This window comes from Streptomyces sp. NPDC029041 (genome assembly GCF_040637515.1).
GTDB lineage: Bacteria > Actinomycetota > Actinomycetes > Streptomycetales > Streptomycetaceae > Streptomyces.
In genome coordinates, this window is the sequence record NZ_JBEZWO010000015.1 from 133466 (window position 1) to 152478 (window position 19013).

Here is a 19013-nt window from a genome sequence, read left to right on the forward strand (position 1 = left end):
CGGTCGCTTACAGGGGTGTGACGTACGCCCCGGCGATCCCGCCGTCGACCAGGAAGTCGGTGGCGTTCACGAAGGAGGAGTCGTCGCTGGCCAGGAAGGCGACCGCGGCGGCGATCTCCTCGGCCTCGGCGAACCGGCCCAGCGGGATGTGCACCAGGCGGCGTGCGGCGCGCTCGGGGTCCTTGGCGAACAGTTCCTGCAGGAGCGGGGTGTTGACCGGTCCCGGGCAGAGGGCGTTCACGCGGATGCCCTCGCGGGCGAACTGCACGCCCAGTTCCCGGGACATGGCGAGGACGCCGCCCTTGGAGGCCGTGTAGGAGATCTGGGAGGTCGCCGCGCCCATCCGGGCGACGAAGGACGCCGTGTTGATGATCGAGCCCCGGCCCTGGCGCCGCATGTAGGGGATGGCGGCCTTGCAGCACAGGTAGACGGAGGTGAGGTTGACCTCCTGGACCCGCTTCCAGGCCTCCAGGCCGGTCTCCAGGATGGAGTCGTCGTCGGGCGGGGAGATGCCGGCGTTGTTGAAGGCGATGTCGACGCTGCCGTAGGTGTCGTAGGCGGTCCTGAAGAGGGCCTCGACCTCGTCGGGGTCGGTGACGTCGACCTTCACGAAGGTGCCGCCGGTCTCCTCGGCGGCGGCCTTGCCGCGGGTGTCGTCGACGTCGCCGCAGACGACGTGGGCGCCCTCGGACGCGAGGCGGCGGGCGGCGGCGAGGCCGATGCCGCTGCCTGCTCCGGTGACGACGGCGGTACGGCCGACCAGGCGGCGGCAGATGTTTTCCTGGGCAGTCACTGTGCGGGGCCCTCCGTGCTGATGAAGACGTTCTTGGTTTCGGTGAAGGCGGCCAGGGCGTCGGGGCCGAGCTCGCGCCCGACGCCGGACTGCTTGTAGCCGCCGAACGGGGTCCAGTAGCGGACGCTGGCGTGGGAGTTGACGGACAGGTTGCCGGCGCGGACGCCCTGGGAGACGCGCAGGGCGCGGCCGACGTCGCGGGTCCAGATGGAGCCGGAGAGGCCGTAGGGGGTGTCGTTGGCCAGCCGGATCGCGTCCTGCTCGTCGGTGAAGGGCAGGAGGACGGCGACGGGGCCGAAGATCTCTTCGCAGGCCGCGGGCGAATCGGGGCTCTCGCCGGTGAGGACGGTCGGCGGGAACCAGAAGCCGGGGCCCTCGGGCGCGCTGCCGCGCAGGGCCGGGGCGTCGTCGGGCACGAAGCCGCGGACCCGGTCGAGCTGCTGCCGGGAGATCAGCGGGCCCATCTGGGTCTTCTCGTCGGCCGGGTCGCCCACCACCACGGCGTCCAGCGCCTCGGCGAGCAGCTCGCGGACCTCGTCGTAGACGCTCTCCTGGACCAGCACGCGGGTGCGGGCGCAGCAGTCCTGGCCGGAGTTGTCGAGGAAGGAGAAGGGGTCGACGGCGGTCTTGAGGTCGGCGTCGGCGAAGACGATGTTGGGGCTCTTCCCGCCGAGTTCGAGGGTGACGGGCTTGACCTGCTCGGCGCCGAGGGCGGCGACGCGCGTCCCGGTCCGGGTGGAGCCGGTGAAGACGATCTTGGCGACTCCGGGGTGGCGGACCAGGGCGTCGCCCGTGATGTCGCCGCGTCCCGGAAGCACCTGGAAGAGGTGCTCCGGCAGCCCGGCCTCCAGGGCGAGTTCGGCGAGGCGCAGCGCGGTGAGCGGGGTGGTCTCGGCCGGCTTGAGGATGACGGCGTTGCCGGCCGCGAGGGCGGGGGCGGTGCCCCAGGCGGCGATCGGCATGGGGAAGTTCCAGGGGGCGATCACGCCGACGACGCCGAGCGGTTCGAGGATCGTGACGTTCAGGCCGCCGGGCACCGGGATCTGCCGGCCGGTGAGCCGCTCCACTCCCCCGGCCGCGTAGTCCAGCAGGTCACGGACGTTTCCGGCCTCCCAGCGGGCGTTGCCGATGAGGTGGCCTGCCTCGCGGACCTCCAGGCGGGCCAGTTCCTCCAGGTGTGTCTCGACGGTGGCCGCGAAGCGGCGCAGCAGCCGGGCGCGGTCCGCGGGGGGCAGTGCGGCCCAGATCCGCTGTGCCCTGGCGGCGTGGGTGACGGCCGCGTCGACGTCGGCCGGACTCGCCCCGGCGACGGCGGCGACGACCTCCTCGGTCGCGGGGTTCAGTACTTCCAGAAGGTGCTCGGAAGACACGAAGGACCTCACATGCGTTCGAAGGAGCGGCGCAGCTCCCAGTCGGTCACCGCGGCGTCGTAGGCGTCCAGTTCGACGCGCGCCATGTTGCGGTAGTGCGCGACGACCTCGTCGCCGAAGGCGGCCCGGGCGATGGGGCTGTTCTCCCAGAGCTCGGCGGCCTCGCGCAGGGTGGTGGGGACGTGGTCGAGGTCGGCGGCGTAGGCGTTGCCGGGGCAGGGTTCGGGCAGTTCCAGTTTCTGTTCGATGCCGTGCAGTCCGGCCGCGACAAGTCCGGCGACGGCGAGGTAGGGGTTGACGTCACCGCCGGGCAGGCGGTTCTCGAAGCGCAGGGAGCGGCCGTGGCCGACCACGCGCAGCGCGCACGTGCGGTTGTCCTGGCCCCAGGCGACGGCGGTCGGGGCGAAGGAGCCGGGCTGGAACCGCTTGTAGGAGTTGATGTTGGGGGCGTAGAGCAGGGAGAAGTCGCGCAGGGCGGCGAGCTGGCCGGCGAGGAAGTGCCGCATGACGTCCGACATGCCGCCTTCGCCGTCCCCGGCCATGGCGTTGGTGCCGTCGGCGTCGGCGAGCGAGAGGTGGATGTGGCAGGAGTTGCCCTCGCGCTCGTTGTACTTGGCCATGAAGGTGATCGACATGCCCTCCTGGGCGGCGATCTCCTTGGCGCCGGTCTTGTAGACGGAGTGCTGGTCGCAGGTGACCAGGGCCTCGTCGTAGCGGAAGGCGATCTCGTGCTGGCCGGGGTTGCACTCGCCCTTGGCGGACTCCACGGTGAGGCCGGCGCCGGCCATCTCGTTGCGGATGCGGCGCAGCAGAGGCTCGATGCGGCCGGTGCCGAGGACCGAGTAGTCGATGTTGTACTGGTTGGCCGGGGTCAGGCCCTGGTAGCCGGCGTCCCAGGCCTGTTCGTAGGTGTCCTTGAAGACGATGAACTCCAGCTCGGTGCCGACCTGGGCGGTGTAGCCGAGTTCGGCGAGGCGTTCCAGCTGGCGGCGCAGGATCTGGCGGGGGGCCGCGACGACCGGGGAGCCGTCGTTCCAGGCGAGGTCGGCGTGGAGCATGGCCGTGCCCTCGTTCCAGGGGACCCGGCGCAGGGTGGTCAGGTCCGGATGCATGGCGAAGTCGCCGTAGCCGCGGTCCCAGGAGGACATCGCGTAGCCGTCGACGGTGTTCATCTCGGTGTCGACGGCGAGCAGGTAGTTGCAGCCCTCGGTGCCGTGCCGGAGGACCTCGTCGAGGAAGAAACGTGCGGCGAACCGCTTGCCCTGGAGTCGCCCTTGCATGTCGGGGAAGGCCAGGACGACAGTGTCGATCTCACCGCCGGCGACGAGGGCGTGCAGTTCCTCGACGCTCAGCGGGGGTGTGCGGTCTGCCACGGGAAGGCCTCCTAGGCTCCTTGGATCCGCTGCCTTGGATCCGCCGGGAGCCATAAGGTATTGCCGAGAACCATTGCTTGGGAAGGGGGTACGGCCACATGCCGGAGGAAGCTGGGGGCGGCGAGGTGGAGCGCGACGGGCTGACGCCGGTGCTGCGGCCGGTGCGCGCGGGCAACGGCTTCGAGGAGGCGCTGGAACAGATCCTGCAGGTCGTACGGCTGGGTCTGGTGCCGGGGGGCGAGCGGCTGCCGGCCGAGCGGGAGCTCGCGGAGCGGCTGGGGATCAGCCGGGTCACGCTGCGCGAGGTGCTGAAGGTGCTCCAGGACCAGGGCCTGGTCGAGTCGCGGCGCGGCCGGTACGGCGGAACGTTCGTGCTGCCGCGCGCCGACGCGGTCGGCGAGGACGAGCTGCGGCGCCGGGTGGCCGAGGTCGACATCGAGGACGTGCTGCGGTTCCGGGAGGTGCTGGAGGTGGGCGCGGCCGGGCTGTGCGCGGCGCACGGGCTGGACGAGAAGCAGGCGGACCGGCTGCGCGAGGCCCTGGCGCGCACGCACGACGCGCCGCTCGCCGAGTACCGCCGCCTGGACACGCTGCTGCACCTCACGCTCGCCGAGCTGTCCGGTTCCCCGACGCTCACCGCCCAGTACGCGGCCGTCCGCGCGACGGTGAACGATCTGCTCGACTGCATCCCGCTGCTGGTGCGCAACCTGGAGCATTCCCAGCGGCAGCACACCGCCCTGGTGGAGGCGGTGATCGAGGGCGAGGCCGATCAGGCGCGGGAGATCATGCGCGAGCACTGCGGGGGCACGGCGGCACTGCTGCGGGGCTTCCTCGGCTGAGCCGGGCGGGGATGTCGTAGCCCGGTGAGGATTTACGGGCGATTAACGCACGGGTATTGCCATCCCCCGGTCGGCCCGCAAAGGTATGGCTCCATTCCATTGAGTCGGAGCCTGCTCGGTCCCGTGACCGCCGCCGCCCTGTCGGGAGTCAGCCCATGTCCCAGGAACCCACCGTCACACCCGCCGCCCCGGAGGGCGACGACTATCTGGAGCGCAGAGCACTGCGCCGCGGCAGCGCCGGCTGGGTGCTGCTGACCGGCCTCGGCGTCGCCTACGTCGTCTCCGGCGACTACTCCGGCTGGAACTTCGGCCTGGCCGAGGGCGGCTTCGGGGGCCTGGCGATCGCCATGGTGCTCATGGGCGCGATGTACGCGTGCATGGTCTTCGCCCTCGCCGAGCTGTCCTCGATCCTGCCCACGGCGGGCGGCGGCTACGGCTTCGCCCGGCGGGCGCTCGGCCCCTGGGGCGGCTTCCTGACCGGCACGGCGATCCTGATCGAGTACGTCCTCGCGCCCGCCGCCATCGTCATCTTCATCGGCGACTACGTCGAGTCGCTGGGGCTGTTCGGCCTGGAGTCCGGCTGGCCGGTGTACCTGGTCTGCTTCGTGATCTTCCTCGGCATCCACCTGTGGGGCGTCGGAGAGGCGCTGCGCTTCAGCTTCGTCGTCACCGGCATCGCCGTGGTGGCCCTGATCGTGTTCGCGCTGGCGGCGCTGCCCGACTTCTCCTTCGCGTCGCTGGACGACATCCCGGTCGACACCTCCGCGGCGGGGTCGAGCTCCTGGCTGCCGTTCGGTCTGCTGGGCGTCTGGGCGGCGTTCCCCTTCGGCATGTGGTTCTTCCTCGGTGTCGAGGGCGTGCCGCTGGCCGCCGAGGAGACCAGGGACCCGGCGCGTACGCTGCCGAAGGCGATCCGCTGGTCGATGGGCATCCTGGTGGTGCTGGCGGTGGTCACGTTCTTCGCGGCGGCCGGGGCGCGCGGCTCCGCAGCGGTCCAGGAGGCGGGCAACCCGCTGGTGGAGGCGCTCCAGCCGAACGGCGAGGCGACGACCCTGAGCCGGATCGTGAACTACGCGGGCCTCGCCGGCCTGGTGGCGTCGTTCTTCTCCCTGATCTACGCGGGATCGCGCCAGCTGTTCGCCCTGTCCCGCGCGGGCTACCTGCCCCGGTTCCTGTCGCTCACCAGCCGCCGCAAGGCGCCCTACCTGGGCCTGCTGGTGCCCGGCACGATCGGCTTCCTGCTGGCGGCGGTCTCCGGCAACGGCGCGCGGATGCTGAACATCGCGGTCTTCGGGGCGACCATCTCCTACGCGCTGATGTCCCTGTCGCACATCGTGCTGCGCCGCAGGGAGCCGGAGCTGGAGCGGCCGTACCGCACGCCGGGCGGGGTCGTGACGTCGTCGGTCGCCCTGGTGCTGGCGTGCGCCGCGCTGGTGGCGACGTTCCTGGTGGACGTGACGGCGGCGCTGATCGCCCTGCTGGTGTACGCCGTGGCCGTCGCCTACTTCGGCCTGTACAGCCGCAAGCACCTGGTGGCGAAGGCGCCGGAGGAGGAGTTCGCGGCGCTGGCGGCCGCCGAGGCAGAGTTGGCAAGGGACTGAGTCGTCCGAGAGCGTGAGGGAGTCGTCGTGACCAGGCCGTTGATCGGTGTCAGCACCTACCTGGAATCCGGTGCGCGCTGGGGCGTGTGGGAGCTGGAGGCCGCGCTGCTGCCGGTCGGCTACCCCCGGCTGGTGCAGCGGGCGGGCGGCCTGGCCGCGATGCTGCCGCCGGACGACCCGCGGCACGCCGCGGCTGCCGTGGCCCGGCTGGACGGGCTGGTCATCGCGGGCGGTCCGGACGTGGAGCCCGTGCGCTACGGGGCCGAGCGCGAGCCGCGGACGGGCCCGCCGGCCCCCGAGCGGGACGCGTGGGAGCTGGCACTGATCGAGGCCGCGCTGATGGCGGGGCTGCCGCTGCTGGGGATCTGCCGGGGCATGCAGCTGCTGAACGTGGCGCTCGGGGGGACGCTCCTGCAGCACATCGACGGCCACGCGGAGGTCGTGGGCGTCTTCGGCGGGCACGAGGTGAAGCCGGTGCCGGGCAGTCTGTACGCCGGTGTGGTGCCGGAGGAGACCTTCGTGCCGACCTATCACCACCAGGCCGTGGACCGGCTGGGCGAGGGCCTCGTCCCGTCGGCGTACGCGGCGGACGGCACGGTGGAGGCGGTGGAACTGCCGTCGGCCGACTGGGTGCTGGGGGTGCAGTGGCACCCGGAGATGGGAGAGGACGTGCGGGTGATGGGGGCGTTGGTGGAGGCGGCTTCCGGCGGGTGACCTCCGGAGGGCTTCGGCCCACGGCCCGCGAGCCGGGCCTCCTGGCCCACCGATTCGGGTGGTGGGCGGGCACAGGCCGGGGATCCAGGGGGCGGAGCCCCCTGGTTACGGCGCACCACTATCCCCGCGTCAGCGACAGCAGGTCCCGCGCCGGACCGGTGGGGCGATGCCCCGTCGGCCACACCGCCCTCAGGTCCCGCGCCAGGGCGACCCCCTCCACCGGCACCGGCACCAGCCGCCGCATCGCGAGCTCCTCCCCCACCGCCAGTTCGCTCAGCACCGCCGGGCCCGCACCGCTCACCGCCGCCGCTTTGACCGCCGTCGTGGACGACAACTCGATCAGTGGCCGGGCCAGCCCGCCCAGCGCCGCGTCCAGCACCTGCCGTGTCCCCGAGCCCTTCTCGCGGAGGATCAACGGCGTCGACGCCAGCTCCCCCGCTGCCAGCGCCTTCCGTCGCCGGGCCCACGCGTGCCCCGGCGCGGTCACCACGATCAGCCGGTCATGGGCGATCACCGCGGAGTCGAGTCCGGCCGGCACCGACAGCCCCTCCACGAACCCCAGATCCGCCTCGTCCGACAGCAGACGCTCCGCCACCACCGTCGAGTTCCCCGCGTGCAGCGACACCGCCGTGTCGGGCCGCTGCGCACGCAGCGCGAGCAGCCAGCCGGGCAGCAGATACTCCGCGATCGTCATGCTCGCGGCCACCCGCAGCCGGGAGTCGCGGCGGACGCGCAGCGCCTGCGCCCCCACGTCGAACGCCTCCGCCGCCTCCACGATCCGCCGCGCCCAGTCCGTCACCAGGGCACCGGCGTCCGTGAGCCGGGACCCGCGGGGTGAGCGGTCGACCAGCGCCACGCCGAGCTGCCGCTCCATCGACCGGACGCGGCTGCTGGCCGCGGGCTGGGTGATGCCGAGTTCCCGCGCCGCCCCGCCGAGACTGCCGAGCCGCGCCACCGCCAGCAGCAGCTCCAGGGCGCCCAGATCCGGCACCCGGTGCGCCAGGGACCCGCCGCCCTCCGGCCCGGCCTGCTCATCCGCGTTGCTCATAAACCCAGCTTATGCCGCCATAGAGGCATGGTCCCTGGTGGTGCGCTCGGCCCGGACCCATCGTGGGGTCATGGTCACCGCAGCCCAGCCCCTCGTGTACCCGCTCTCCGTCCGTCATCTCGGACCCAACTGGTACGCCACCGTGATGGGCACCGCCGTCGTCGCCACCGCCGGGGCCGCCCTCGCACCGCACGTCACGGGGCTGCGCGGCGTGCTCGCGGCCGTGTGGGCGCTCTCGCTCGCGCTGCTCGTGACCCTGCTCGGCGCGCGGGCCGTGCACTGGACACGGCACCGGGACCAGGCCCGCGCCCATCTCCTCGATCCGGCGACGGCGCCCTTCTACGGCTGCCTCGCCATGGCCCTGCTGGCGGTGGGCGGCGGCGCCCTCACCGTCGGCCGGGACTGGATCGGCCTGCGGGCGGCCGTGACGCTCGACGCGGTGCTGTTCACCGCGGGCACGCTGATCGGCCTCGCAGCGGCCGTCGCGGTGCCGTATCTGATGGCCGTACGCCACCGGGTCGAGCCGGGACAGGCCACGCCGGTCTGGCTGCTGCCGCTCGTCGCGCCCATGGTGTCGGCCGCCGTCGGACCGCAGCTGGTGCCGCATCTGCCGCCCGGTCAGGCCCGCGAGACGCTTCTCCTCGCCTGCTTGGCGCTGTTCGGGCTCAGCCTGCTCGCGACCCTGGTCATGCTGCCGCTGGTCTTCGCCCGGACGCTCACCGGCGGACCGCTGCCCCTCGCCCTGACCCCCGCCCTGTTCCTGGTACTCGGCCCCCTCGGGCAGTCCACCACCGCCGTCGGCGCCTTCGCGGACGTCGCGCCCGGCGTCGTCCCGGAGCCGTACAGCGAGGGCTTCGGGATCCTCGCCGTGCTCTACGGCGTGCCGGTGATGGGGTTCGCGCTGCTGTGGGCCTGCCTGGCCGCCGCCCATGTGCTGCGCGCCCGGCGGCACGGGATGCGGTTCTCGATGACCTGGTGGTCGTTCACCTTCCCGGTCGGGACCTGTGTCACGGGCACCGAGGCGCTGGGCCGGCACACCGGGCTCGTCGTCTTCGCGGGCCCGGCGGTGCTGCTGTACGCGGTGCTGGTCCCGGCGTGGGGCACGGCCGTCGTGGGCACCGTGCGCGGACTGCTCAGGGGCGAGCTGCTCGCAGCGCCCGCCCCAGCACCCGCGGTGCCTCGGCCAGTGACGGTCCGTACCACGTCAGGTGCCGTCCGCTGACGAGCGCGCAGGGCAGACCGGGGAAGGCCTCGGGGCCGTCGCCGGCGGTGAAGCGGTACGGCTCGTCCGGCAGCACCACGACGCCGGGGGCCGCGGCGCGGAGTTCCTCCAGCGGGACGCGCGGGTAGCGCTCGGGGTGCGTCGCGTGCACGTGGTCCACGCCGAGACGGGCGAGGACGTCTCCCGCGAAGGTGTCCCGGCCGAGGACCATCCACGGACGGCGCCAGATCGGTACCACGGCCGTCAGCCGCGTCGCGGGCTCCGGCAGGGCCGCCCAGGCCTCCTCCGCCTCGTCCAGCCAGCGCGGACGGGACGCCACCCGGCAGGCGTCCAGCACCCGGGCCAGTTCCCGGAAGGCCTGCGGCACGTCGCGGATCTCCGTCACCAGGACCTCGACGCCCGCCGCGCGCAGAGCCGCCAGGTCGGGTGCGCGGTTCTCCTCCTCGTTGGCGATCACCAGGTCGGGCGCGAGGGAGCGGATCCGGTCGGTCTTCGGGTTCTTGGTGCCGCCGACCCGTACGACGTCCAGGTCCGGGGGGTGTGTGCACCAGTCGGTGGCGCCGGCCAGGATGCCGGGCGCGGAGCGGGCCACGGCCTCGGTCAGCGAGGGGACCAGCGAGACGACCCTCACCGGCGTGGCCGGGCCCGGACCGCCTCGATGTGCTCCGCCACGGCGACGACGATCACACGGGTGTCCGATTCCGCCGCCCGCCAGCGGTGCCGGACCCCGCCGGTCAGGTACAGCGTGTCGCCACGGCCCAGGCGGTAGGCGCGGCCCTCCGCCTCGATCTCCACGGCGCCGTCGGCGACGTACATCAACTGGTCGTTCCGGTACTGGAATTCACGGCCGGCGTCATGGTCGCCGGTGAACTCGGAGGCGTGCATCTGGTGGTGGCCGCGGACCAGGGAGCGGGCCCGGGGCAAGGGCTGCGGCTCGATGCCGTCGGCGCGGACGACGTCCACGCTGCACGCCGGGTCGGCCGCGGCGAGGAGCTCCACGGCCGTGGTGCGCAGGGCGTCGGCGACCTTCTCCAGGGAACTGGTGCTGGGCCGCGCCCGGTCGTTCTCGATCTGGCTCAGGAACGGAACCGACAGGCCGCTGCGCGCGGACACGACGGCGAGGGTGAGCTCGAGGGCGCGGCGCCGCCGGCGCACGGCCGCGCCCACCCGAAGGGGTTGCTCTTTGTGGTCGCCCATCGCTCCGGCTCCCTCCTTCGCCCGTCGATCCGCTCCCCGTGCGGCGGTGTCCGCGCGCACTGCTTCTGTTGAGTTGTCTGCACCCTACGCATGTTCGGCAAACCGTTTCAGGCGGCCGTCACATCGCTGTCATACGGGACACCTCGACACCTCACACTTCGCGCCAGGCGATCCGCAGCCGAAGGGGACGGGGCAGGCGGCCCGCCCACTGCGGGAACAGGCGGAGGGAGGGAGTTCAGGGGGTGGCGTAGCACTCTGTGGTTGTCCGGATCCCGCTCGTGTGACCGGGGCCGGGGCGGGACGCGGCGTGTCGCGCGTCCCACCCCGGAACCCTACTGCGGAGTCATCCTCCGCACCATGTCCGGGTGCTGCTCGAGCCAGTCGGCCACGGCCTCCTCCTCATGCCCCGGGCCGCGGTCCTTGATCTCGCTCTCGCTGTACGCCCGGTGCGGCGACGACCGGGGGGTGACGGCCATCGGGCTCCGTGCCGGCGTAGGCGCGCTTCGGCCCGGCCGGGATCGCGGGTGTGGCGCGTCACATTCGAGGCGAGTTCCTGTCGGTGGCGTACGGCATGATGCGTGGCGTGACCGGACGACTGATGCTCCTCGACACCGCTTCCCTGTACTTCCGCGCCTACTTCGGCGTTCCGGACTCGGTCCGGGCCCCGGACGGCACGCCGGTGAACGCCGTGCGCGGACTGCTCGACTTCATCGACCGTCTGGTCAGGGACCACCGGCCGGACCTCCTCGTGGCGTGCATGGACGCCGACTGGCGGCCGCAGTGGCGGGTGGAGCTGATCCCGTCCTACAAGGCCCACCGCGTCGCCGAGGAGCACGCGGTCGGCCCGGACGAGGAGGAGGTGCCCGACACGCTGTCGCCGCAGGTGCCGGTGATCGAGGCGGTGCTGGACGCGGTGGGCATCGCGCGCGTGGGCGTCGCCGGGTACGAGGCGGACGACGTGATCGGCACGTTCACCGCCCGGGCGAAGGGGCCGGTGGACATCGTGACGGGCGACCGCGACCTGTACCAGCTGGTGGACGACGCACGCGGGGTGCGCGTGCTGTACCCGCTGAAGGGCGTGGGCACCCTGCAGCACACCGATGAGGCGGTGCTGCGGGAGAAGTATGGGGTCGACGGCAGCGGGTACGCGGATCTGGCTCTGCTGCGCGGCGACCCCAGCGACGGCCTGCCGGGCGTGCCGGGCATCGGTGAGAAGACGGCCGCCAAGCTGCTGGCCCAGTTCGGGGATCTGGCCGGGATCATGGCGGCGATCGAGGACCGGGGGTCGAAGCTGACGCCGACGCAGCGCAGGCGGCTCGACGAGGCGCGCCCTTACCTCGCGGTCGCTCCGAAGGTGGTCCGGGTCGCGGACGACGTACCCCTGCCGGACGTCTCCACGGCACTGCCGCGCGCCCCTCGCGACCCGGCGGCCCTGGAGGCTCTGGCGGCCCGCTGGGGACTGGGCGGCTCCCTGGAGCGCCTGCTGACGACGCTCGCGGGCTGATCTTTCCTTAAGAGTTGGTAAGACAACGCCGGGACCTTCCCGCACGAGAGGTGTGAAGTGAGAACAAGGTGCTAACTTAGGTAACCCTAACTATGTGAGACAGGGAGGTCCTCATGGCAGAGCGACCGGGACGCCAGCCGCGCAGGGTCCACTCCGCGCAGGTCGTCCGCACCGAGCGGCTGACCCCGCACATGCAGCGCGTGGTGCTCGGCGGCGAGGGCCTCGCCGACTTCGTGGCCGGCACCTGCACCGACCACTACGTGAAGCTGCTGTTCCCGCCGGTGGGCGTCACCTATCCCGAGCCCTTCGACCTGGAACGCGTACGGGCCGAGCTGCCGCGTGAGCAGTGGCCGGTGACCCGGACCTACACCGTCCGTCAGTGGGACGCCGAGCACCGCGAACTGACGCTGGACTTCGTCATCCACGGCGACGAGGGCCTCGCCGGCCCGTGGGCCGTGCGGGTCCGGCCGGGCGAGACCGTGCGCTTCATGGGCCCCGGTGGGGCGTACGCGCCCGACCCTGCCGCCGACTGGCACCTGCTCGCGGGGGACGAGAGCGCGCTGCCCGCGATCGCCTGCGCCCTGGAGGCGCTGCCGCGCGGCGCCCGGGCGTACGCCTTCGTGGAGATCTCCGGCCCCGAGGAGGAGCTGAAGATCGATGCGGCCGTGGAGGTCGTCTGGCTGCACCGCGGGGCCCGGCCCCTCGGCGAGACGCTGGTCGACGCCGTGCGGAACCTGGAGTTCCCCGAGGGCCGCGTGCACGCCTTCGTCCACGGCGAGGCCCATTTCGTCAAGCAGCTGCGCCATCTCCTCCGCGTCGAACGCCACGTCCCGCGCGAGGCCCTGTCGATCTCCGGCTACTGGCGCCGCGGCCACAACGAGGACGGCTGGCAGGCGTCGAAGCGCGAGTGGAGCGCCCGGATCGAGGCGGAGCAGGAGAGCGTGCCGGCGGCTTGAGCGACCGACCTGCGGTCAAGGGCGCGGACGCCGCCTCAGTCCCCCCGCACCCGGGCGTGCAGATGCATGTCGTGCCATCCGTCCGGCTGCATGACCGCACTGCGCTTGGTGCCCTCCAGGCCGAAGCCGGTCCTGGCGGCGACGCGGCAGGACGCCTCGTTGCGCACCGCGTGCAGGAGCTCCAGGCGGTGGAAGCCGGTCTCGTCGAGGGCCCAGCGGGTGAGCGCGGTCGTGGCACGGCCGGCCACGCCCCGGCCCCGGGCCTCGGGGACGGTCCAGTACGCCACCTCCGCCGTCCCGTCGTCGAGCCGGAGCTCACGCAGCGCCACCCGGCCCACCAGCGCACCGGAATCCGCGTCGGCCACGGCCCAGTGCGCCTCCCGCTCGCCCTCCCACGCCTGGTGCCACGCGCGGATCCAGTCACCGGCCTCCGCGACGGAATCGGCGGACCGGGCGTGCCACTGGTGCATCACCGGATCCTGGAAGACCTCGTACACCGCGGGCGCGTCCCCCTCCCGCCACGGGCGCAGGACGAGTCCGCCGTCGGCGGGGAGAGTGGGCTGGGGACGACCCGCGAGGGTCCCGGCGGTCAGAACAGGGCTGATGAGAAACGGCATGCCCGCATCCTGGCAAGCGCCCTCAGGACACTCCCAGTGGTTTTCCGCCCCGCCGCACCGGCCTCGTACGCTGGGCCGCGATGAGACGCAAGACCCGCATCCCGCCCTCTCCTCTGCCGCAGCGCCGGGGCGTGGATCCGGCGCGGGTGCGGCTGCCCGCCACCGGCACCTGGGGGACGGTGCGCGAACACCTGGTGGAGCGGCTCTCCGGAGCCGGCGCCGGAGTCGTCGAGGGCATGTTCGACGCGGGCCGGATCGTCGGGGCGGACGGACGGCCCGTCGCGGCGGACGCCCCCTTCGAGCCCGGGATGTTCGTGTGGTTCCACCGGGACCTGCCCGACGAGGTGCCGGTGCCCTTCCCGCTGGAGGTCGTGCACCGGGACGAGCACATCGTCGTCGCCGACAAGCCCCACTTCCTCGCCACCACCCCGCGCGGCGGCCATGTCGCCGAGACGGCGCTGGCCCGGCTCCGCCGCGAGCTGGACCTTCCGACGCTCAGCGCCGCACACCGGCTCGACCGGCTCACCGCGGGACTCGTGCTGTTCACGGTGCGCCCCGAGGAGCGCGGCGCCTACCAGACGCTGTTCCGCGACCGCCGGGTCCGCAAGGAGTACGAAGCCGTCGCCCCCTTCGCCGCCGGCCTCGCCCTGCCCCGGACGGTTCGCAGCCGGATCGTGAAGGATCGCGGAGTGCTCACCGCCCGGGAGGTGGCGGGCGAGCCCAACGCCGTGAGCCGCATCGAGGTCGTCGAACACCGCGACCGCCCCGGCGGGCAGGACGGCCCCGGCGGGCTCGCCCGGTACCGGCTCGCGCCCGCCACCGGGCAGACGCACCAGCTGCGTGTCCACATGACCGCGCTGGGGGTACCGATCCTCGGCGACCCGCTCTACCCGGAGGTGACCGCCCCCGTACCGGCCGGCGACTTCCGCCGGCCGCTGCAACTGCTGGCGCGGTCCTTGGAGTTCACCGACCCGGTCACGGGCGAGGAGCACCGGTTCCGCAGCGGCCGGACCCTCACGGCCTGGGCGTCGTACGACCGGTGGGCCGACGGGACGTACGACGACCCGTCAGACGGTCAGTAACCGCGCCACCAGCTCAGGAACCGCTGCCACACACCCCTGCGACGGGGCGCTTCTGCGACGGCCGGCTGCGGCGGCACCGGCTGGGGCTGGGGCTGCACCTGGGCCGGCTGCGGCTGCGCGGCGACCGGCGGCGACTGCGCCACGGCCGGAGCGGCGGCCGGGGGCTGCGCGCTGCCGATCTGCCAGTCCGAGCGCTGCGCGGCGACCGGCTTGTGGTTCGGTACCTCCTGCACGTCCTGCGGCGGCCTGGGCGCGAACTGCACCGGCAGCTCCACCAGGTGCCGGGAGGCGATGGACGCCGTCCAGCGCAACTCCTCCTGATCGCAGTCCAGTTCCACGTCCGGCAGCCGCATCAGCAGCGCGTCGACGCCCACGTCGGCGATGGAGCGGCCGATGTCCTGCCCGGGGCACTCGTGCGGGCCGCCGCCGAAGGCGAGGTGGGAACGGTTGCCCTGCATGCTGGCCTTCAGGTCCGGCCGTACCCGCGGGTCGACGTTGGCCGGCAGCGGCGCGAAGAGCAGCCCGTCACCCCGGCGGATGCGCTGCCCGCCCAGCTCGGTCTCCTGCTTGGCGAAGTAGGCGAAGACCGTGCTGAAGGGCGGCTCGTTCCACAGGGACTGCTCCACCGCCTCCGGCACCGTCATCTGGCCCCCGTTGAGCTGGGCCCGGAAGCGCGGGTCGATCAGCACCGTCAGCAGCACGTTGGACAGCAGGTTGGTGGTGGCCTCGTAGGCGGCGAAGAGCACCAGGCGCAGGTGCTCCCTGACCTCGTCGTCGCTCAGTCGCGCCGGGTGCGTGATCAGGTAGCTGGCGAGGTCCTCCTCCGGCCGGGCGCGGCGGGTGGCGGTGAGCCGGCTCAGGGCGTCCATGACGTAGGAGTGGCTGGCGAGCGAGGTGTCGGTGCCCTTGAGGGCGTCGCGGGCGGCCTCGACGAGCCGGTCGCTGTACTCCTCGGGCATGCCGAGGATCTCGCACATCACCGCCATCGGCAGGTGCTCGGTGAACTGGCCGACGAGGTCCGCCTCGCCCGCCTCGCAGAACCGGTTGACGATCGTCTGCGTGCTGCGGTTGATGTAGCGGCGCAGGCTGCGGAAGTCGATGGTGGAGATGGCGCCCATGACCGCGCCGCGCAACCGCTTGTGCTCGTCGCCCTCGGCGTGCGAGGCGATGGGCTGCCAGGCGATGTGCGGCATCAGCGGGTGGTCGGGCTTGACGAGGCCCTCCCTGAGCGGGGTCCAGATACGGCTGTCCCGGCAGAACTGGGAGGGTGAGCGCACCATGTGCAGGTTCTCGGCGTGGCCGAGGACGATCCACATCGGCACGTCGTCGTGGAGCAGCACGGGCGCCACGGGACCGTGCTGGTCCCGCAGTTGCTCGTACAGCGCTCCCAGGTCCTCCGCCTCGTGCAGCCGGTGCAGTCCCCCGGGCCCGAGCCCGTGCGCGGGGCAGCCGGGGGGCGGGCCGGACGGGAGGTCGTCCGTGGTCGTCGGGGCGTGGGATTCAGGCGTCACAGTGATCGCTCCGGAGGTGGTTCCAGGGGGCCGGGGGGGGGAGGGGTCGCACGGGTCAGACGCGGGAGCCCGTCATGGCGAGCGAGTGCAGGAAGCGCATGAGGGTCATCAGCACGTCGCGGCTGGAGGCCCGGCGCCGCGCGTCGCACTCCATGATCGGGATGTCCGGCGTGAGGTCGAGGGCCGTGCGCAGTTCGTCGATGGCGTAACGGGGGGCGTCGGGGAAGGAGTTGACGGCGACCACGAACGGCACGCCGCGCTCCTCCAGACGTCCCATGACGTCGAAGCTGACCTCCAGCCGCCGGGTGTCGACCAGCACCACCGCGCCGAGCGCGCCCTCGAACAGGCCGTTCCACAGGAACCAGAAGCGTTGCTGGCCGGGCGTGCCGAAGAGGTACAGCACGAGCTGGTCGGTGATGCTGATCCGGCCGAAGTCCATGGCGACGGTGGTGGCCGTCTTGGACGCGGAACCGAAGTTGTCGTCGACACCGATGCCGGCCTGCGTCATGGTCTCCTCGGTGGTCAGCGGTGTGATCTCGCTGACGGAGCCGACCATGGTCGTCTTGCCGACGCCGAAGCCACCCACGATCACGATCTTGGCCGCGGCCTGCGCCGTGTGGGGCAGCTGGTCCTCGGCCCGGGGGCCGGGGAGGGTGTCAGAGCCGTTGAAGTCCATTCATCACCGCTTCGAGGAGGGAACGGTCGGAGCGCGCCTTGCGGACGATCGGGGCGCGCGCCTGCACCAGGTCCGCCGTCAGCAACTCGGTGAGCAGCACGCCCATCGCGCTGAACGGCAGGTGGAGGTAGGCCGACAGTTCGGCCACGGACAGGGGGGCGGCGCAGAGCCGGAGCAGCGCCGCCTGCTCGGGGGAGGCGGAGGGCGGCGGGTCCGTGGCCCGCGCCACGATTAACGTCACCAGGTCGAGCTCGGCCCGTTCGCCGTCCGGGCCGGCCACCACGTACATCCGCTCCGGGTTCCCGGGTTTGTCCTCGCCCTGAGGCGGCGTGGGCGGCTCCGGGACCAGGTCGCGCCTCTGGCGTTGCGGAGGCGTCATACGATCTGCCCGTTCCGCCGGGGCGGGCTGGTGAGGTGGCCGCCGATCCGGACGACCAGGTCGCGCATCATGGCGCTCATCCGGCCGGGTTCGCACCGGACGTCGGAGAGCACCGCGAGGAAGGCGTTGGCACCGGCGTCCATGAGGTAGAAGTAGCCCTGGTCGATCTCGATCATGACGAGCTTCATCTCGCCGTCGCCCACGGTGAGTTCCTGACACACGCTGCCCGCGAGGGACTGCAGGCCGGCGCAGGCCGCGGCGACCCGGTCGGCCGCGTCCGGCTCGCCGCCGTAGCGGGCGATGCGCAGGCCGTCGGCGGAGAGCACCACGATCATCTCGATGCCCGGCACGCCGTCGGCGAGCTGCTTGAGCATCCAGTCGAAGTTGCCTCGCTGCTGAATCACTTGAGGTCCCCCTCGTCGTCGGCCTCGGTGGGAGCCGGATCGTTGATCAGGTGCAGGTACTTGTGCGGGTTGCGAATGAAGTCGGTCGGGTGGGTGCCGGGTTCGATGCCCTGCTTGAGCCCCTCCCAGAAGGCCTCCAGGCCCTTGCCGGGGGCGTCGGGCGCCGACATGTCGCGCAAGGGCTTGGTCTCGGGCTCCTGCGCGGCCGCCCAGGGGTTGTACTCGCCGCGCTCGGCTGCCTCCCGGTCGGCCTTCTCGTTGGCGGCCTGCTGGGCGAGGCGCTCGGCGAGCGGCATCTTCACCTTGCTGCGGCGCTGCGGCAGGCCGTTCGAGGTCCACTCGGTGACCTCGGGGACGTCGTCGTCCTCCAGGGAGACCGTGGCGGGGATCTTCGGGCTGGTGGGGCGTCGCCTCTTGGGCGCCCGCTTGGGGCCCTCGGGGATGCCGACCGTCATGGGGATGCCGGTGGCGCCGATGCCGTGGGCGAGTCCGACACCGGGCTCGTGGGTGATCATCTCGCTCGGCACGATGAGGATGGCGCGGACGCCGCCGTACGCGGAGGCGCGCAGCGAGACCTGCATGTTGTACGCCGTGCACAGGCGGCCCACGACGGCCAGGCCGAGGCGCGGGTGTTCGCCGATGTCCTGGAGGTCGACGCCCGCCTTGGCGGCCTCCAGCATGCCCTCGATCCGGGCACGTGCCTCCTCGTTGAGGTTGACACCGCCGTCCTCGATCTCGATGCAGACGCCGGTCTGCACCTCGGTGGCGGTGACGTGCACCTTGGTCTGCGGCGGCGAGTAGCGCGTGGCGTTGTCGAGGAGTTCGGCGGCGGCGTGGATGACCGGCTCGACGTAGATGCCCTTGACGCTGATCTTCGCGATGGAGGACAGCTGGATGCGCCGGTACTCGAGGATGCGGGACATGGCGCCGCGCAGGGTGCTGTAGAGGGACACCGGAGCGGGCCACTGCCGTCCGGGGCGGCCGCCGCCGAGGACGGAGACGGAGTCGGCCAGGCGGCCGATCAGGGCGTTGCCGTGGTCGATGCGCAGGAGGTCGTCGAAGACCTCGGGGTTGCGGCCGTGGTCCTCCTCCATCTCCCTGAGTTCCTCGGCCTGCTGATGGATGATCGCCTGGACACGGCGGGCGACGCTGACGAAGGAGCGCGCGGCGGCGTCGCGCATCGTCACTTCGTAGTCGACGATCTTGAGCACCCTCAGCAGGGTCTCCGCCTGCGGCTCGGGGAGATCACGGAACTCCGGGCTGGCGAGGCCGAGCTTGCGGATCACCTCTCTGGGGGATGCTCCGGTCCGCAGCAGGTCGAGCGCGGCGGGGATGATCTCCCTCGAGAAGCGGACCATCTCGTTCTCGTGGGCGGCGATCCGCTGTTCCAGATGCGCGCTGTGCCGGGCGTGCTCGGCACGCTGGTTGCGCAGCGCGCGGCCGCGGCGCACCGCCTCGGCCGCCGTGGCGAGCACCAGCGCGGTGGCGATGCCGCCGCACCAGCCGACGGCACCCCGGGCCGGCTCCGTCACCAGCGCGACGGCGGCTCCGGTTGCCGCGGCCATGACTATGGCCGGGAGCAACAGCACGCGCGTGTAGGGGAGTTCACGGCGACCGGGCGGGGACTGAACACTCACCATGTGGGCCTTCTGACAGGAGTCGACTGAGGTTCGGGGGGACTTGCCGGGGGGTATGTCATGAAGCTGTCGGGATCTTCCGCACATTGG

20 protein-coding genes are annotated in these 19013 nt (G+C 72.5%); 7 read left to right on the forward strand and 13 right to left on the reverse strand.

The window, feature by feature from the left end:
• Positions 1–7: 7 nt before the first annotated feature.
• The 3 genes from AB0F04_RS32065 to AB0F04_RS32075 are packed head-to-tail and all read right to left on the reverse strand — an operon-like array spanning position 8 to position 3536.
• A complete protein-coding gene (locus AB0F04_RS32065) occupies positions 8–793 on the reverse strand; it encodes a 3-oxoacyl-ACP reductase (protein ID WP_362047999.1) in 786 nt (261 codons plus the stop codon).
• A complete protein-coding gene (locus AB0F04_RS32070) occupies positions 790–2163 on the reverse strand; it encodes an aldehyde dehydrogenase family protein (RefSeq protein WP_362048002.1) in 1374 nt (457 codons plus the stop codon). Before AB0F04_RS32070 ends, AB0F04_RS32065 begins: the two co-directional genes overlap by 4 nt.
• 8 nt (positions 2164–2171) lie before the next feature.
• On the reverse strand, positions 2172–3536 hold the full coding sequence (locus AB0F04_RS32075; protein WP_362048005.1) for a glutamine synthetase family protein: 1365 nt from the start codon (positions 3534–3536) through the stop codon (positions 2172–2174).
• 98 nt (positions 3537–3634) lie between these two features.
• Here AB0F04_RS32075 and AB0F04_RS32080 point away from each other — a divergent pair, with 98 nt between their 5' ends.
• From AB0F04_RS32080 to AB0F04_RS32090, 3 genes are all read left to right on the forward strand, one after another.
• On the forward strand, positions 3635–4375 hold the full coding sequence (locus AB0F04_RS32080) for an FCD domain-containing protein (protein ID WP_362048008.1): 741 nt from the start codon (positions 3635–3637) through the stop codon (positions 4373–4375).
• Between the two features lie 155 nt (positions 4376–4530).
• Positions 4531–5976: an ethanolamine permease gene (gene eat, locus AB0F04_RS32085; protein ID WP_362048011.1), complete on the forward strand. Its 1446-nt coding sequence runs from the start codon at positions 4531–4533 to the stop codon at positions 5974–5976.
• A gap of 39 nt (positions 5977–6015) precedes the next feature.
• Complete coding sequence (locus AB0F04_RS32090) at positions 6016–6690, forward strand: gamma-glutamyl-gamma-aminobutyrate hydrolase family protein (RefSeq protein ID WP_362048111.1); 675 nt, start codon at positions 6016–6018, stop codon at positions 6688–6690.
• Between the two features lie 118 nt (positions 6691–6808).
• Here AB0F04_RS32090 and AB0F04_RS32095 read toward each other — a convergent pair whose 3' ends face one another.
• On the reverse strand, positions 6809–7738 hold the full coding sequence (locus tag AB0F04_RS32095; protein ID WP_362048014.1) for a LysR family transcriptional regulator: 930 nt from the start codon (positions 7736–7738) through the stop codon (positions 6809–6811).
• Between the two features lie 70 nt (positions 7739–7808).
• On the opposite strand from AB0F04_RS32095, the gene AB0F04_RS32100 reads away from it, so the two are divergent.
• Positions 7809–8960 carry a TDT family transporter gene (locus AB0F04_RS32100; RefSeq protein WP_362048017.1) on the forward strand — a complete coding sequence of 384 codons (1152 nt, stop codon included), beginning with the start codon at positions 7809–7811 and terminating at the stop codon, positions 8958–8960.
• Here AB0F04_RS32100 and AB0F04_RS32105 read toward each other — a convergent pair.
• The 3 genes from AB0F04_RS32105 to AB0F04_RS32115 all read right to left on the reverse strand — a co-directional run bounded on the left by AB0F04_RS32105 (position 8872) and on the right by AB0F04_RS32115 (position 10633).
• Positions 8872–9591, reverse strand: a complete 720-nt coding sequence (locus AB0F04_RS32105) for a helical backbone metal receptor (RefSeq protein ID WP_362048020.1) — start codon at positions 9589–9591, stop codon at positions 8872–8874. The genes AB0F04_RS32100 and AB0F04_RS32105 overlap by 89 nt on opposite strands.
• On the reverse strand, positions 9588–10157 hold the full coding sequence (locus AB0F04_RS32110) for an XRE family transcriptional regulator (protein ID WP_362048022.1): 570 nt from the start codon (positions 10155–10157) through the stop codon (positions 9588–9590). The genes AB0F04_RS32105 and AB0F04_RS32110 overlap by 4 nt, the downstream gene beginning before the upstream one ends.
• 332 nt (positions 10158–10489) lie before the next feature.
• A complete protein-coding gene (locus AB0F04_RS32115) occupies positions 10490–10633 on the reverse strand; it encodes a hypothetical protein (RefSeq protein ID WP_362048024.1) in 144 nt (47 codons plus the stop codon).
• Positions 10634–10731: 98 nt separating this feature from the next.
• Here AB0F04_RS32115 and AB0F04_RS32120 point away from each other — a divergent pair, with 98 nt between their 5' ends.
• Both AB0F04_RS32120 and AB0F04_RS32125 read left to right on the forward strand, forming a co-directional pair.
• On the forward strand, positions 10732–11661 hold the full coding sequence (locus AB0F04_RS32120; RefSeq protein WP_362048114.1) for a 5'-3' exonuclease: 930 nt from the start codon (positions 10732–10734) through the stop codon (positions 11659–11661).
• A 113-nt stretch (positions 11662–11774) separates the two neighbouring features.
• Positions 11775–12617, forward strand: a complete 843-nt coding sequence (locus AB0F04_RS32125; protein ID WP_362048026.1) for a siderophore-interacting protein — start codon at positions 11775–11777, stop codon at positions 12615–12617.
• A gap of 35 nt (positions 12618–12652) precedes the next feature.
• Here AB0F04_RS32125 and AB0F04_RS32130 read toward each other — a convergent pair whose 3' ends face one another.
• Positions 12653–13234 (reverse strand): GNAT family N-acetyltransferase, encoded by a 582-nt coding sequence (locus AB0F04_RS32130; RefSeq protein WP_362048028.1) that lies wholly within the window; start codon positions 13232–13234, stop codon positions 12653–12655.
• An 80-nt stretch (positions 13235–13314) separates the two neighbouring features.
• On the opposite strand from AB0F04_RS32130, the gene AB0F04_RS32135 reads away from it, so the two are divergent.
• Positions 13315–14316 (forward strand): RluA family pseudouridine synthase, encoded by a 1002-nt coding sequence (locus AB0F04_RS32135; RefSeq protein WP_362048030.1) that lies wholly within the window; start codon positions 13315–13317, stop codon positions 14314–14316.
• Here the strand turns inward: AB0F04_RS32135 and AB0F04_RS32140 are convergent.
• From AB0F04_RS32140 to AB0F04_RS32160, 5 genes are read right to left on the reverse strand one after another with little or no spacing between them, the layout of a single operon-like run.
• A complete protein-coding gene (locus tag AB0F04_RS32140) occupies positions 14310–15827 on the reverse strand; it encodes a cytochrome P450 (RefSeq protein ID WP_362048033.1) in 1518 nt (505 codons plus the stop codon). The genes AB0F04_RS32135 and AB0F04_RS32140 overlap by 7 nt on opposite strands.
• A 55-nt stretch (positions 15828–15882) precedes the next feature.
• Positions 15883–16503, reverse strand: coding sequence for an ATP/GTP-binding protein (locus AB0F04_RS32145; protein ID WP_362048035.1), 621 nt, complete (start codon positions 16501–16503; stop codon positions 15883–15885).
• Positions 16484–16882: a DUF742 domain-containing protein gene (locus AB0F04_RS32150; protein WP_362048037.1), complete on the reverse strand. Its 399-nt coding sequence runs from the start codon at positions 16880–16882 to the stop codon at positions 16484–16486. Before AB0F04_RS32150 ends, AB0F04_RS32145 begins: the two co-directional genes overlap by 20 nt.
• Positions 16879–17286 carry a roadblock/LC7 domain-containing protein gene (locus AB0F04_RS32155; RefSeq protein ID WP_104778667.1) on the reverse strand — a complete coding sequence of 136 codons (408 nt, stop codon included), beginning with the start codon at positions 17284–17286 and terminating at the stop codon, positions 16879–16881. Before AB0F04_RS32155 ends, AB0F04_RS32150 begins: the two co-directional genes overlap by 4 nt.
• Positions 17283–18926, reverse strand: coding sequence for an ATP-binding protein (locus AB0F04_RS32160; protein WP_362048039.1), 1644 nt, complete (start codon positions 18924–18926; stop codon positions 17283–17285). The genes AB0F04_RS32155 and AB0F04_RS32160 overlap by 4 nt, the downstream gene beginning before the upstream one ends.
• Positions 18927–19013 lie beyond the last annotated feature (87 nt).